Below are 13,204 nucleotides of genomic sequence, written 5' to 3' on the forward strand. Positions count from 1 at the left end.
CGCAGTGTGATTAACGACGACCTTCAGCAATAGCGGTAACGGCTTGTAATTCAGCGGCTTCCTGCTCTTGCTGTTCCTGGCGCTCACGAACGTCGAGGATCTTGTTGTTGATCAGACCTTCTTCGATTTCGCGCAGTGCGATAACGGTAGTTTTATCGTTTTCTTCCGGTACCAGCGGATCCTTTCCGCCTACCTGCATCTGACGAGCGCGACGCGCGGCGACCAGTACCAGGTCAAAACGGTTACCAATTTTCTCTACAGCGTCCTGAACAGTTACGCGTGCCATACTTAAAATGCTCCACAGGTGAAGAAATGACTGGGCATGATACTGAATGTGGGTTCAGTCTGCCAACAGTTTGGTGATTAAAGCGCCATGTCGCTGCTTTTGGCGGCTCATGCGCAGACGTTCGGCGCGAATAATAATTTTCAGATCGCTCAGCGCGGTATCAAAATCATCATTCACAATCAGGTAATCATACTCCGCGTAATGGCTCATTTCTGCAACTGCCTGCGCCATACGTTTTGCGATAACCTCTTCGCTGTCCTGACCGCGGCCGCGCAGGCGACGATCAAGCTCATCTTTTGACGGCGGCAGGATAAAAATGCTGCGCGCGCCGGGCATTCTGTTGCGGATTTGCTGCGCGCCCTGCCAGTCGATATCGAGGAAGACGTCGACGCCGGTCGCCAGTACCTGCTCGATAGCTTCGCGCGAGGTGCCGTAATAGTTGCCAAAGACTTCTGCATGTTCAAGAAAAGCGTCTCTGCCAATCATCGTCCTGAATTCGTCGTGATTCACAAAGAAATAGTGTTCACCGTGCACTTCACCCGGGCGCGGAGCGCGCGTGGTATGCGAAACAGAAACCTGAGAGTCGTACAACGGTTGGGTTTTTAATAAAGCCTGAATCAGGCTGGATTTACCCGCGCCGCTAGGGGCGGAAACAATATAAAGCGTGCCTTGAGCCATGAGTGTCTTTTGTATGTGGTGGTCGAAATAGAGCTTACATACGAGCCTATTATACACGGCGGCACCGCGTGACGCAGTCCCTGTCACACTTTTTGCGTTCTTTCTTTCATTTTGCTTGCCGTTTCCCTGATTTCTCCGGGCGTTGCAGAAACAACGCAGAAAACCTGGATGCCTGCTCGCAGCGTTAAAAATCCCTCCTCGCGGACGAAAATACGCCTGCGGCACAATCGCCGACGAGAAAACAGGAGGGCATCGCGATGCAAAATGGAGTCTGGGCGCTGGTGCTGTGGATGCTGGTGGGATACGGGCAGGCAGCCTGCCCCGCGTGGCCGCAGGCCAGGGCCGATCGGGAGATTGAACGTCTCAGCCAGCAGATAACGGAATGGAAAAACGCCTACTGGCAGCAGGGGAACAGTACGGTAAGCGATGAGGTCTATGACCAGCTTGCGGAGCGGCTGGCGTACTGGCGGCGCTGCTTTACCGGCGAGGCTCCCGCTCACGATGCGTCGCCTCCCCTAAAAGGGGAGGCCAGACATCCGGTGGCGCACACCGGCGTGCGTAAACTGGCAAATCAAGCCGACGTGGCGCGCTGGATGCGCGGTCAATCCGGCCTGTGGGTACAGCCTAAAGTCGATGGCGTCGCGGTCACGCTCGTGTATCGGCAGGGGCGTCTGACCCAGGCGATAAGCCGGGGTAATGGCCTGGCCGGGGAAGACTGGACGGCCAGGGTCTTGCAGATCCCCTCCGTGCCTAAAGTCTCTGACGGCGTACTGGCGAATAGCGTTCTACAGGGTGAGCTGTTCCTGCTCCGCGAGGGGCACGTGCAAAAGCAGATGGGCGGCATGAACGCGCGGGCAAAAGTTGCCGGCATGATGATGCGCCGGCAGGCTGCGGCGGATCTTAATCAGCTGGGTCTCTTTATCTGGGCATGGCCCGATGGGCCGCAGGATATGAAACAGCGGCTGGCGCTGCTTCGGCAGGGCGGCTTTCTTTACAGCGCGCTTTTTTCGCACCCTGTCGCGGATGCGCAGCAGGTTGAACAGTGGCGCCAGCGCTGGTTCACTTCACCGCTGCCTTTTGCCAGCGATGGCGTCGTAGTGCGGCGGGAAAAAGCATCTCCCGGGCGCTTCTGGGTTCCGGGTCAGGGCGATTGGGTTATCGCCTGGAAATACCCGCCCGCCTCACGCGTCATGGAGGTTCGCCGTATCAGCTTTAGCATCGGGCGCAGCGGTAAAATAGCCGTGGTGGCGCATCTGGAGCCGCAGATGCTGGACGATAAGCGCGTGCAGCGGGTGAGCGTCGGTTCGGTATCCCGCTGGTACAATCTGGATATCGGTATTGGCGACCAGCTGCAAATCAGCCTTGCCGGGCAGGGGATACCGCGCATCGATTCGGTCGTCTGGCGCACGGCTCAGCGTAATAAACCCCAGCCACCGGCGGCGCGTTTCAATGCTTTAACCTGCTATTTTGCCACGCCCGAGTGTGCGGAACAGTTTCTTTCGCGGCTGGTCTGGCTCTCATCCCGATCGGTTCTCGATATTGACGGCGTGGGAGAAGTGCTATGGCGGTCCCTGCATGACGCGCGCAGCATGGAGCATCTCTTTTCATGGCTGGCGTTTACGCCGGAGCGGCTGCAAGCCATACCGGGGGTCTCGACGCTGCGCGGGCAGAGGCTGTGGCACCAGTTCAATCTTGCGCGCGAACGGCCTTTTCTGCGCTGGATCCAGGCGATGGGAGTCCCTATACCGAAGACGGCGTTTGCCCGGCTGAAGGAGGATGACTGGCGACGGATGCAGGAGCGAAACGAAGAGCAGTGGCGGCGCCTGCCGGGGATCGGGGCGGAAAGAGCGCGGCAGCTGGTGACGTTCTTACATCACCCGGATGTTGCCGCACTGGCGAAGTGGCTAAGCGGGCAACGCGTTCCGGGATTCTGAAAGCATTAATGTGCGCTATGGTTGTAGTTAAATACCGGCAGGCCCAGCTTCCAGCGCAGCGCCAGCATGCGGGCGGTAAAGCCGAACAGCAGGGTAGAGATCACCACCACATCGTGGTTGCTGACGTAATGCTGAAGCGCGATGTATAAAATCGCGGCGGCGAATGACACCCCGGCGTAAAGCTCTTTCTGGAACACCAGCGGGATACGCTTGCAGAACATATCGCGCAGCACGCCGCCAAAAACGCCGGTGATGACGGCGGCAATGGAGGCGATGACCGGGCCCTGGCCCATATCCAGCGCGATCTGGGCGCCAATGATAGAGAACACGATCAGGCCGAGCGCATCAAGCACCAGAAACAGACGGCGCAGATGCGGCATCACCGGCGCGGCAATCGTGGTCAGGACCGCAGCAATGGCGACAATGATGACGTACTCGGGGTGCTGCACCCAGCCCAGAGGATAGTGGCCGAGCAGAATATCGCGCACTGAACCGCCTCCGAGGGCCGTCGCGGTGGCAATGATAATGACGCCAAACGTATCCATACGGCGGCGCCCGGCAGCCAGCGCGCCGGTCATGGCTTCCGCCGTAATCCCAATCAGATAAAGAATATGAAGCAGCATAAATCCCCCACGGTGATGGCGGAAGGTTAACGATTTGTGCGCAAGATCACGATTGAGATTTTCTAAAGTGAATGAATTTAACCTGATTAAACTAATGCACGATCGGTTTAAATCGGCTGAATTTAACGGTTCATTTGTCATTTATTCATTTTTAGTAATTATAAAAAGTAATGTGAAAGCCGTCGATGCGTATCGATATTGAAAACGCGATGAATACCTGTTGTTTAACTCTCGACCTTTATCCTTTTATTTTCCTCCTTCAGGGCCTGAGAAAATGACTGCAGCAGCTGGCAATAAAAACTATCTCACCCGCCTGATTGCCGTTGTGCTGACGGGGCTGCTTGCCGGCCTCTCAGGCATGGTTCTGGCGCTGATTTTACACGCGATTCAGCACCTGGCCTTTGGCTACAGCCCCGGGCAGATCGTGAGCGCGGAGTCATTTCTACAGGGCGTCACGGATTCATCCTGGCCTCGTCGCCTCTCGGCAATCGTCGCGGGGGGAGCCATCGCAGGATTCGGCTGGTGGCTCCTTGGGCGCTATGGGCAGAAGCGAGTCTCAATAGCGTCAGCGGTGGCAAATCCTTCGGTGGCAATGCCTGCGGGTACTACAACGATTCATGCCCTGTTGCAGATCGTCACCGTGGCGCTGGGCTCTCCGCTTGGCCGCGAAGTCGCTCCGCGGGAAATGGGCGCGCTGGGGGCAGGGATGGTGGCGCGTAAGCTGGGACTGCTGGCGGATGAAACCCGAACGCTGGTTGCCTGCGGCGCCGGTGCGGGCCTGGCGGCGGTGTATAACGTTCCGCTGGCCGGTGCGTTATTCAGCCTTGAGGTAATGCTGCTGTCGTTTAGCTGGGAGAAAACGCTGGCGGCGATTATCACCTCGGCGATTGCCGCGTGGACGGCAACGCTCGGGTTAGGCGAGGAATCGCAATACCATTTTACTTCCGACATCCTGCCGCATTCATTTCTCTGGTGGGCGATTATCGCTGGCCCCATTCTTGGCGCCGGGGCCTGGCTCTTTCGCAAAGCGACCAGCACTGCTCGCTCGCGCGTTCGAAGCAACTGGCAGATGCCGGTTTTCTGTCTGCTGGCGTTTTCCCTGCTTGCCGTCCTCAGCCTCTATTTCCCCCAGCTTCCGGGAAACGGTAAAGGGCCTATGCAGTTGGCTCTCAGCGATGACCTGGGTTTCCCCGGGGCGGCGATGCTGCTGGCGCTGAAAATGGTGGTGATTCTGGCGGTGCTGCGCGGCGGCGCGGAGGGCGGCCTGCTGACGCCGGGGCTGGCGGTCGGCGGCCTGACCAGCCTGCTGCTGTGTATGCTCTGGCAACAGCTGCTTCCCGGCGGAGATTACGGCAGTTTTGCTCTCGTCGGCGCGGCGGCGTTTCTCGCTGCATCCATGCAGATGCCGCTCACGGCGGTCGCGCTGGTGATGGAGTTCACCCACATGGATCACAGCTATCTGGCCCCCACGCTGCTGTGCGCCGCAGGGGCATTTTTAACCTGCCGGATATTGGATAAGAACTACGCCTTCTGAAACGCAGCGAAAATACAAGGCCATGATTTACCATGGCCTTTTGTCCGTGCGTGGGTTGGCGAGCGAAAAACCGTTACTCGATGTTCTGGATCTGCTCGCGCATTTGTTCGATCAGCACTTTCAGCTCAATGGCGGAGTTCGTCACTTCGGCATTGATTGATTTAGACGCCAGGGTGTTCGACTCGCGGTTGAACTCCTGCATCATAAAGTCGAGGCGGCGACCGACCGCTTCTTTCTTCTTCAGGATATTCCACGTCTCTTTCACGTGCGCTTCCAGACGATCCAGCTCTTCGGCGACGTCTATACGCTGCGCCATCAGCACCAGCTCCTGCTCGAGGCGGTTGTTTTCCAGCTGCACTTCCGCATCTTCCAGCTTGGCAACCAGACGTTCGCGCTGCCACTGCAAAATTTCCGGCATATGGGCACGTACTTTAGCCACCTCGGCCGTCACGCCGTCGAGACGCTGTTCGATCAGCGCTTTCAGCGCCTGTCCTTCGGTTTCGCGGGCGATGATAAAGTCATCCAGCGCACCGTTTAACGCGCCCAGAATTTCGGCGGCAATGGCGTCCAGATCCTGTTCATGGGCCGACATCACGCCAGGCCAGCGCAGAATATCTACCGGATTGATTTCGCCTTCGTCGCTCTGCATTTTGACCCAGTTGGCGGCGTTAACCAGCTGCTTTGCCAGTTTTTCGTTAAGGATCAGCTCACCCTGCGCGCTCGGGTCCTGCTCAAAACGCAGGGTACATTCGACTTTACCGCGGGTCAGACGGGAGCGAATACGTTCACGCACCACGGGCTCCAGGCTACGGAACTGCTCCGGCAGGCGGAAGTAGGTTTCCAGATATCGTTGGTTTACCGAGCGCAGTTCCCACGCGGCGCTACCCCATTCACCCTTGATTTCACGCCGGGCGTAGGCGGTCATACTGCGGATCATAGACGTTCCTGTTTTTAAAGGAGAGTGGGGTGGATTATAGCTTTCGAGGCCTTATCAGGATAGGAATAAGCGCGCATTATCCGTATAATGCGCAGCCACATTCGTTTCAAGCCGGAGAACATCATGCGTCCAGCAGGCCGTAGCGCTAATCAAGTGCGCCCAGTAACCCTGACCCGTAACTACACAAAACACGCAGAAGGCTCCGTGCTGGTCGAATTTGGTGACACGAAAGTATTGTGCACCGCTTCTATTGATGAAGGCGTGCCGCGCTTTCTGAAAGGCCAGGGCCAGGGGTGGATCACCGCCGAATACGGCATGCTGCCGCGTTCTACCCATACGCGTAACGCGCGTGAAGCCGCAAAAGGTAAGCAGGGCGGACGCACCATGGAAATCCAGCGCCTGATCGCGCGTGCGCTGCGCGCGGCGGTTGACCTGAAAGCGCTGGGTGAGTTCACCATCACTCTGGACTGCGATGTGCTGCAGGCAGACGGTGGCACCCGTACCGCGTCTATCACCGGAGCCTGCGTGGCGCTGGCCGATGCGCTGAATAAGCTGGTCGCGGCCGGTAAGCTGAAAACCAACCCGATGAAAGGAATGGTGGCGGCGGTCTCCGTAGGCATCGTGAATGGCGAAGCGATTTGCGATCTGGAATACGTTGAAGATTCCGCGGCGGAAACCGATATGAACGTGGTGATGACCGAAGATGGCCGCATCATTGAGGTGCAGGGTACGGCGGAAGGCGAGCCGTTCACCCATGAAGAACTCCTCACCCTGCTGGCATTGGCCCGGGGGGGTATCGAATCCATTGTCACGACGCAGAAGGCGGCGTTGCAAAACTAGTTTTTAAGGCGACTGAGAAGTCGCCTTTTTTTTGTCCGTAGAAAAGTAAGATGAGGAGCGAATCCATGAAACCGTATCAGCGCCAGTTTATTGAGTTTGCGCTTAACAAGCAGGTACTTAAGTTTGGCGAGTTTACGCTGAAATCCGGGCGCAAGAGCCCCTATTTCTTCAACGCCGGCCTGTTTAATACCGGGCGCGATCTGGCACTGTTAGGCCGTTTTTACGCCGAAGCGCTGGTGGATTCCGGGATTGATTTTGACCTGCTGTTCGGCCCGGCCTATAAAGGCATCCCTATCGCCACTACCACGGCGGTCGCGCTGGCGGAACACCATGACCGCGATCTGCCTTACTGCTTTAACCGCAAAGAGGCGAAGACTCACGGCGAGGGCGGAAACCTGGTGGGGAGTGCGCTGCAGGGCCGCGTGATGCTGGTGGATGATGTGATTACCGCAGGCACCGCGATTCGGGAATCGATGGAAATTATTCAGGCCAACGGCGCTGAGCTGGCCGGCGTACTGATCTCTCTGGATCGTCAGGAACGCGGACGCGGCGAAATCTCCGCGATTCAGGAAGTTGAGCGCGACTACGGCTGTAAAGTAATTTCCATCGTGACGCTGAAAGACCTGATTAGCTATCTGGAAGAGAAGCCGGAAATGGCTGAACACCTGACTGCCGTTCGCGCCTATCGCGAAGCGTACGGCGTATAAACATCTGCCCGGCAGGCAACGGTCTGTCGGGTCGATTGCTGGCAAAACGGCCAGCCGAGGCGAGAAGAGCGCCTGGGTATCAATGCGGATAATGCCGGGCATTCCTGCGGGAAGAGATGCAGCCCTTCGGGCTGCACAGAGACCGGCGAGAATTATTTCAGCTGGGCGGCGACCAGCGGCCAGCGGGCGTCAAAATCGTCCGTCGGGCGATATTTAAACTCGCTGCGCACAAAGCGCGATAGCATCCCTTCGCAGAATGCCAATAGCTGGCTGGCCAGCAGGGCTTCATCGACGGTATAGCCTTCGCCTTCGCGCATTTTCTTTTCACGCAACACCTGACGCAGCTGAACTTCAATGCGCTCGAACAGCTGATTGATGCGGTCCTGAAGACGGTCCTGTTCAAACATCAGCGCATGGCCGGTCAGAATTCTTGTCAGCCCAGGATTACGCTCGCCAAACCCAAGAATCAACAGCACAATCAGACGCAGGCGCGCTGAGGTGTCTTTTTCATCTTTTAAAATCAAATTGATGCGCGTAATCAGGCTGTCTTCAATAAATTCAATCAGGCTGTCAAACATGCGGGTCTTGCTCGGGAAGTGCCGATACAGAGCCGCTTCGGATACGCCAACGGACGCCGCCAGTTTCGCTGTGGTAATGCGCTGACTTCCATCGCTGGATTCAAGCATTAGCGCCAGAGATTGAAGTATTTCTTCGCGACGATTCCTTTTCGCAGTTTGTTTTTCTGCCATGTTTTAAAATACCCCTGAAAAAAAGCACTTGTCAGGCAGGCACCCACAAAGCGACCGCAAGCTGTTGCCTGCGGTGATGTTATTGCATTAGTGCGCTTTGCGATGCTGGTTCCACTTCATCCTTCAGGCAGCCCTTTTGCCGGCAGCGCCCCGAAAGAGTTTTGTCTATCGCCGGGCTTATTGACGCCCTGAGTGACCGAAGCCGCCTTCGCCGCGATCGGTGGCGTCAAAATCTTCCACCAGGTTAAATTCTGCCTGCACAACGGGCACAAACACCATTTGCGCGATACGCTCGCCGGGTTCGATGCTGAAGCTCTGCTGGCTGCGGTTCCAGACGGAAACCATCAGCTGGCCCTGATAGTCAGAATCAATCAGACCGACCAGGTTACCCAGTACGACGCCGTGCTTATGGCCCAGTCCGGAGCGCGGGAGAATCACCGCCGCCAGAGAGGGATCGGCAATATGAATCGCCAGACCGGTTGGCACGAGGGTCGTTGCGCCAGGAGCCAGCTCTACGGCGTCATCGAGACAGGCTCGCAGGTCAAGTCCGGCGGAGCCGGAGGTGGCATAGGTCGGCAGCGGAAATTGCTGACCAACACGCGGGTCCAGAATCTTAACGTCGATTTTTTTCATCATAACGGGTAACGATCTCGTCGAGTAATAATTGGCCCAGGAGTTCCTTGCGCTCAAGTGGTAAGCGCTTATCTCCCTCCTGCCAGAAAAGGTGTAATGCATTGCTGTCGCTGTTAAATCCCTGATTTGGCTGAGAAACATCATTGGCGCAAATCAGATCAAGATTTTTGCGGGCTCGCTTTTGCCGTGCGTATTCTTCCACATTATTTGTTTCGGCGGCAAACCCAACGACGTAAGGGCGGTTGGCCTTAAGCGCGGCGACCCCTGCGACGATATCCGGATTTTTAACCATTTTCAGGGTTAATTCATCACCTTGTTTTTTGATTTTTTCTTCGGCGATGGCGACCGCACGGTAGTCAGCGACCGCCGCACAACCAATAAAAATATGCTGCTGAGGCGCGCTGTTTTGCACCGCGGCTTCCATTTCCAGCGCGGTGGTGACATCAATTCTGTGTACAAACGGCGGCGTAGGCAGCGAAACCGGGCCGCTCACCAGCGTGACGTTCGCCCCGCGGCGCGCGGCGGCGGCGGCAATCGCGAAGCCCATCTTACCAGAACTGTGATTGGTGATATAACGCACCGGATCCAGCGGCTCGCGGGTGGGGCCCGCGGTAATCATGATGTTCAGATGTTGCAAATCTTTGACAGGCGAGAAATGCTGCGCGGCCATATCCACAATGGTCAGCGGGTCCAGCATCCGCCCCGGGCCAACATCGCCGCAGGCCTGGCTGCCGCTGTCCGGGCCCCAGACCAGCAGACCGCGGGCGGCAATGACGTCCAGATTATGCTGGGTGGCGGCGGCGCGATACATCTGCTGATTCATGGCGGGCACGACGGCGACCGGCGACGGCGTCGCGAGACAAATCGTCGAAACGAGATCGTTGGCCATCCCTGCCGCGACGCGAGCGATTAGGTCGGCGGTGGCGGGGGCAAGAATGACCAGGTCGGCCCATTTCCCCAGCTCAATATGGCCCATCGCCGCTTCGGCGGCCGGGTCGAGCAGGCTGTCGGAAACCGGATAACCGGATACCGCCTGTAGACTTAATGGCGTAATGAAGGCTTTTGCGGCTTCCGTCATGGCGACGCGGACATCCGCGCCGCGGTCACGCAGGCGGCGCACCAGTTCCGGCGTTTTATAGGCAGCAATGCCGCCGCTCACGCCAAGAACGATCTTTTTACCAGCCAGACTCATCATGATTTTTTCCTGTTGCGGTACACCAGAATTCGCGCATCTTATCACAATCCTGACGGCATCGTGTGCCTCGCGGAGATACACTTTGCGAGGCGCTACGCAGGGATAAAACTTGCATCTCGGCGGCGCAAAAAGGCTGTGCCAGGATAGCGCGCAGTGGGAAGGAGATGCCGCGATGGAAATACAAGAATCCCTCATGCCGAGGGAAAAGATGCAGCGCTACGGTATCGAAGTTTTGTCGGATATTGAGCTGTTGGCGCTATTTTTACGTACCGGTACCCGCACGCAGGACGTGATGACATTTTCGCGGGAGCTGCTACAGCGTTTTGGCTCGCTGTACGGCCTGCTATCGGCGGAAGAGTCGCAGTTTGCTGAGGTGGAAGGCATTGGTCTGGCGAAATATGCGCAGCTAAAAGGGATTGCTGAACTGGCGCGACGCTATTTTAGCCTGCGAATGACGGAAGAACCCTCGCTGGTTACCCCGTCGATGACGCGGGAATTTCTGCAAAGCCAGCTGGCCGACGAAGAGCGTGAGATCTTCATGGTGATCTTTTTAGATAATCAGAACCGGGTATTGAAACATAGCCGCCTTTTTTCTGGTACTCTTAGCCACGTTGAGGTGCATCCGCGAGAAATCGTACGCGAAGCCATCAAAGTGAACGCCGCCGCGGTGATCCTGGCACATAATCATCCATCCGGTAGTCCTGAGCCGAGCAAGGCCGACAGGTTGATTACCGAAAGAGTGATAAAATGTTGTCGATTCATGGATATACGTGTGCTGGATCACCTTGTTATTGGCCGCGGAGCGTACGTATCTTTTGCTGAACGCGGCTGGATTTAGCCCCGATCGCGCGATCCATCGGGATCTTTGTCTGTTCGGGACTTGAGCACATCGCCGAGTCAGCGTATACTACGCCACCTTTGAGAATCTCGGGTTTGGCATTTGGGCCTGGCAATCGAGAGTTCGCTTAGAACTGCGATGACCGGGCTGTAAAGCCTGACGAGGCGCCAATACCCCATACGAAGCTCGAGCTAATTTGATTTTTGGAGAATAGACATGTCCCGAGTCTGCCAAGTTACTGGCAAGCGTCCGGTGACCGGTAACAACCGTTCCCACGCACTGAACGCGACTAAACGCCGTTTCCTGCCGAACCTGCACTCTCACCGTTTCTGGGTTGAGAGCGAGAAGCGTTTTGTCACCCTGCGCGTATCTGCTAAAGGTATGCGTGTTATTGATAAGAAAGGCATCGATACAGTTCTGTCCGAACTGCGTGCCCGTGGCGAAAAGTACTAAGTACTTAGAGGAAATAAGTCATGGCTAAAGGTATTCGTGAGAAAATCAAGCTGGTTTCTTCTGCTGGTACTGGTCACTTCTATACCACCACGAAGAACAAACGTACTAAGCCGGAAAAGCTGGAACTGAAAAAGTTCGATCCAGTTGTCCGTCAGCACGTTTTATACAAAGAAGCTAAAATCAAATAATTTTAGATTCCTTGTAAAGAAAAACCCCGCCTCGGCGGGGTTTTTTGTTATCAAGACTACGCTACCGTCTACACCGTTGGCGCTGGCGAACGTTTACCCCCTGCGCCAGGCGGAAGAGCATGCTGAACAATAATTGCCCTGAACCTCGTCGCTGAACGCGGTAAGATAGTGCATCCTGCCGTTTTTGTTCGAGAAAAGAATGCCTGAATTACCTGAAGTAGAAACCAGCCGCCGCGGCATTGAGCCGCACCTGGTGGGAGCCACCATCCTGCACGCCGTTGTGCGCAACGGGCGCCTGCGTTGGCCGGTCTCCGAAGAGATCTATCGTCTGAGCGACGTTCCGGTGCTCAGCGTACGCCGCCGCGCTAAATATCTGCTGCTGGAACTGCCCGACGGCTGGATTATCGTCCACCTTGGGATGTCGGGAAGCCTGCGTATCCTGAGCGAAGAGCTGCCCGCGGAAAAACACGATCACGTGGACCTGGTGATGAGTAACGGCAAGGTGCTGCGCTATACCGACCCGCGTCGTTTTGGCGCCTGGCTGTGGACCAAAGCGCTGGAAGGGCATCCGGTGCTGGCGCATCTGGGGCCGGAGCCGCTGAGCGATGAGTTCAACGCCGATTATCTGCAGGCGAAGTGCGCGAAGAAAAAAACCGCGATTAAGCCCTGGCTAATGGATAACAAGCTGGTGGTCGGGGTGGGCAATATCTACGCCAGCGAATCGCTCTTTTCGGCGGGCATTCACCCCGACAGGCTGGCTTCTTCGCTGTCGCGCGAGGAGTGCGAGCAGCTGGTGAAAGTGATTAAGCTGGTCCTGCTGCGATCCATCGAACAGGGCGGGACGACGCTGAAAGATTTCCTGCAAAGCGACGGTAAACCGGGCTACTTTGCCCAGGAGCTGCAGGTGTATGGCCGCAAGGGCGAGCCGTGCCGCATTTGTGGGACGCCGGTTATCGGCAGTAAACACGCCCAGCGGGCGACGTTTTATTGTCGCCAGTGCCAGAAGTAAAGTGCGGGGGTTGCCGTGAACCCGGCTTGCGCTGCGCTTAGCCGGGCTACAGGGCTGCGCTTGGTCCGGTAGCCCGGACAGATGCGCAGCATCGCCTCCGGGAAGAGCCCCGATGGCGCAGGATTACAGCTTCTTCAGCAGCGCCTGGTGAACGTTTGCCGGCAGAAAGTGAGATACGTCGCCCTGGTGGCGCGCCACTTCTTTCACCAGCGAAGAGGAGATAAACGACCACTCTTTGCACGGCATCAGAAACACGCTCTCCAGCGTCGGCATCAAATGACGGTTCATATGCGCCAGCTGCATCTCATATTCAAAATCCGCCACCGCCCGCAGGCCGCGAATTAAAATGTTCGCCTGCTGCGCGCGGGCAAAATTGGCCATTAAATCGCTGAAGCCAATAACCTCAACGTTGACCAGATGCGCCGTTGCCTGGGTGGCCAGCGCGATGCGCTCGTCGAGAGTGAACATCGGCTTTTTGCTCGGGCTGGCGGCGATAGCCAGCAGCACCTTATCGAACATGCTGGCCGCGCGGGTGACGATATCGATATGGCCGTTGGTGATAGGGTCGAAGGTTCCCGGATAGATCGCTTTTGTGCTCAT

At 56.8% G+C, this 13,204-nt stretch carries 16 protein-coding genes; 8 read left to right on the forward strand and 8 right to left on the reverse strand.

Annotation, left to right across the window (positions count from 1 at the left end; genetic code table 11):
* Positions 1 to 10: 10 nt before the first annotated feature.
* The gene (gene rpoZ, locus ACESQ2_RS03245) at positions 11 to 286 is read right to left on the reverse strand and encodes a DNA-directed RNA polymerase subunit omega (RefSeq protein ID WP_004106927.1); all 276 of its coding nucleotides are present in this window, start codon (positions 284 to 286) and stop codon (positions 11 to 13) included.
* A gap of 54 nt (positions 287 to 340) precedes the next feature.
* The gene (gene gmk / locus ACESQ2_RS03250) at positions 341 to 964 is read right to left on the reverse strand and encodes a guanylate kinase (protein ID WP_004126677.1); all 624 of its coding nucleotides are present in this window, start codon (positions 962 to 964) and stop codon (positions 341 to 343) included.
* 257 nt (positions 965 to 1,221) lie between these two features.
* Here gmk and ligB point away from each other — a divergent pair, with 257 nt between their 5' ends.
* Positions 1,222 to 2,898, forward strand: a complete 1,677-nt coding sequence (ligB, locus tag ACESQ2_RS03255) for an NAD-dependent DNA ligase LigB (RefSeq protein WP_046876805.1) — start codon at positions 1,222 to 1,224, stop codon at positions 2,896 to 2,898.
* A 5-nt stretch (positions 2,899 to 2,903) separates the two neighbouring features.
* Here the strand turns inward: ligB and ACESQ2_RS03260 are convergent, their stop codons facing one another.
* Positions 2,904 to 3,521: a trimeric intracellular cation channel family protein gene (locus ACESQ2_RS03260; protein WP_014227255.1), complete on the reverse strand. Its 618-nt coding sequence runs from the start codon at positions 3,519 to 3,521 to the stop codon at positions 2,904 to 2,906.
* Positions 3,522 to 3,795: 274 nt separating this feature from the next.
* Between ACESQ2_RS03260 and ACESQ2_RS03265 the strand changes: the two genes are divergently transcribed.
* Complete coding sequence (locus ACESQ2_RS03265) at positions 3,796 to 5,055, forward strand: chloride channel protein (protein WP_049069646.1); 1,260 nt, start codon at positions 3,796 to 3,798, stop codon at positions 5,053 to 5,055.
* Positions 5,056 to 5,128: 73 nt separating this feature from the next.
* Here the strand turns inward: ACESQ2_RS03265 and ACESQ2_RS03270 are convergent, their stop codons facing one another.
* Positions 5,129 to 5,992 carry a YicC/YloC family endoribonuclease gene (locus ACESQ2_RS03270; RefSeq protein ID WP_004855510.1) on the reverse strand — a complete coding sequence of 288 codons (864 nt, stop codon included), beginning with the start codon at positions 5,990 to 5,992 and terminating at the stop codon, positions 5,129 to 5,131.
* A gap of 123 nt (positions 5,993 to 6,115) precedes the next feature.
* On the opposite strand from ACESQ2_RS03270, the gene rph reads away from it, so the two are divergent.
* Together rph and pyrE are read left to right on the forward strand one after the other, a co-directional pair.
* Positions 6,116 to 6,832, forward strand: a complete 717-nt coding sequence (rph, locus tag ACESQ2_RS03275; protein ID WP_004106921.1) for a ribonuclease PH — start codon at positions 6,116 to 6,118, stop codon at positions 6,830 to 6,832.
* A gap of 65 nt (positions 6,833 to 6,897) precedes the next feature.
* Positions 6,898 to 7,539 carry an orotate phosphoribosyltransferase gene (gene pyrE, locus ACESQ2_RS03280; RefSeq protein WP_004855508.1) on the forward strand — a complete coding sequence of 214 codons (642 nt, stop codon included), beginning with the start codon at positions 6,898 to 6,900 and terminating at the stop codon, positions 7,537 to 7,539.
* A gap of 152 nt (positions 7,540 to 7,691) precedes the next feature.
* On the opposite strand, the gene slmA is transcribed toward pyrE, so the two are convergent.
* The 3 genes from slmA to coaBC form a co-directional block, all read right to left on the reverse strand.
* Positions 7,692 to 8,288: a nucleoid occlusion factor SlmA gene (gene slmA, locus ACESQ2_RS03285; RefSeq protein ID WP_004855507.1), complete on the reverse strand. Its 597-nt coding sequence runs from the start codon at positions 8,286 to 8,288 to the stop codon at positions 7,692 to 7,694.
* A gap of 177 nt (positions 8,289 to 8,465) precedes the next feature.
* The gene (gene dut, locus ACESQ2_RS03290; RefSeq protein WP_004855506.1) at positions 8,466 to 8,924 is read right to left on the reverse strand and encodes a dUTP diphosphatase; all 459 of its coding nucleotides are present in this window, start codon (positions 8,922 to 8,924) and stop codon (positions 8,466 to 8,468) included.
* Positions 8,902 to 10,113 carry a bifunctional phosphopantothenoylcysteine decarboxylase/phosphopantothenate--cysteine ligase CoaBC gene (gene coaBC / locus ACESQ2_RS03295; protein ID WP_014227252.1) on the reverse strand — a complete coding sequence of 404 codons (1,212 nt, stop codon included), beginning with the start codon at positions 10,111 to 10,113 and terminating at the stop codon, positions 8,902 to 8,904. The genes dut and coaBC overlap by 23 nt, the downstream gene beginning before the upstream one ends.
* Before the next feature lie 175 nt (positions 10,114 to 10,288).
* Between coaBC and radC the strand changes: the two genes are divergently transcribed.
* From radC to mutM, 4 genes are all read left to right on the forward strand, one after another.
* The gene (gene radC / locus ACESQ2_RS03300; RefSeq protein ID WP_004126657.1) at positions 10,289 to 10,954 is read left to right on the forward strand and encodes a DNA repair protein RadC; all 666 of its coding nucleotides are present in this window, start codon (positions 10,289 to 10,291) and stop codon (positions 10,952 to 10,954) included.
* A gap of 216 nt (positions 10,955 to 11,170) precedes the next feature.
* Positions 11,171 to 11,407 (forward strand): 50S ribosomal protein L28, encoded by a 237-nt coding sequence (gene rpmB / locus ACESQ2_RS03305; protein WP_002436699.1) that lies wholly within the window; start codon positions 11,171 to 11,173, stop codon positions 11,405 to 11,407.
* A gap of 20 nt (positions 11,408 to 11,427) precedes the next feature.
* Positions 11,428 to 11,595 carry a 50S ribosomal protein L33 gene (rpmG, locus tag ACESQ2_RS03310; RefSeq protein WP_003024094.1) on the forward strand — a complete coding sequence of 56 codons (168 nt, stop codon included), beginning with the start codon at positions 11,428 to 11,430 and terminating at the stop codon, positions 11,593 to 11,595.
* 199 nt (positions 11,596 to 11,794) lie between these two features.
* Positions 11,795 to 12,604 (forward strand): bifunctional DNA-formamidopyrimidine glycosylase/DNA-(apurinic or apyrimidinic site) lyase, encoded by an 810-nt coding sequence (gene mutM, locus ACESQ2_RS03315; protein WP_014227251.1) that lies wholly within the window; start codon positions 11,795 to 11,797, stop codon positions 12,602 to 12,604.
* Positions 12,605 to 12,727: 123 nt separating this feature from the next.
* On the opposite strand, the gene coaD is transcribed toward mutM, so the two are convergent.
* Positions 12,728 to 13,204, reverse strand: coding sequence for a pantetheine-phosphate adenylyltransferase (gene coaD / locus ACESQ2_RS03320; protein ID WP_004106901.1), 477 nt, complete (start codon positions 13,202 to 13,204; stop codon positions 12,728 to 12,730).

It is taken from the genome of Klebsiella sp. Q11, from assembly GCF_964241505.1.
GTDB lineage: Bacteria > Pseudomonadota > Gammaproteobacteria > Enterobacterales > Enterobacteriaceae > Klebsiella > Klebsiella michiganensis.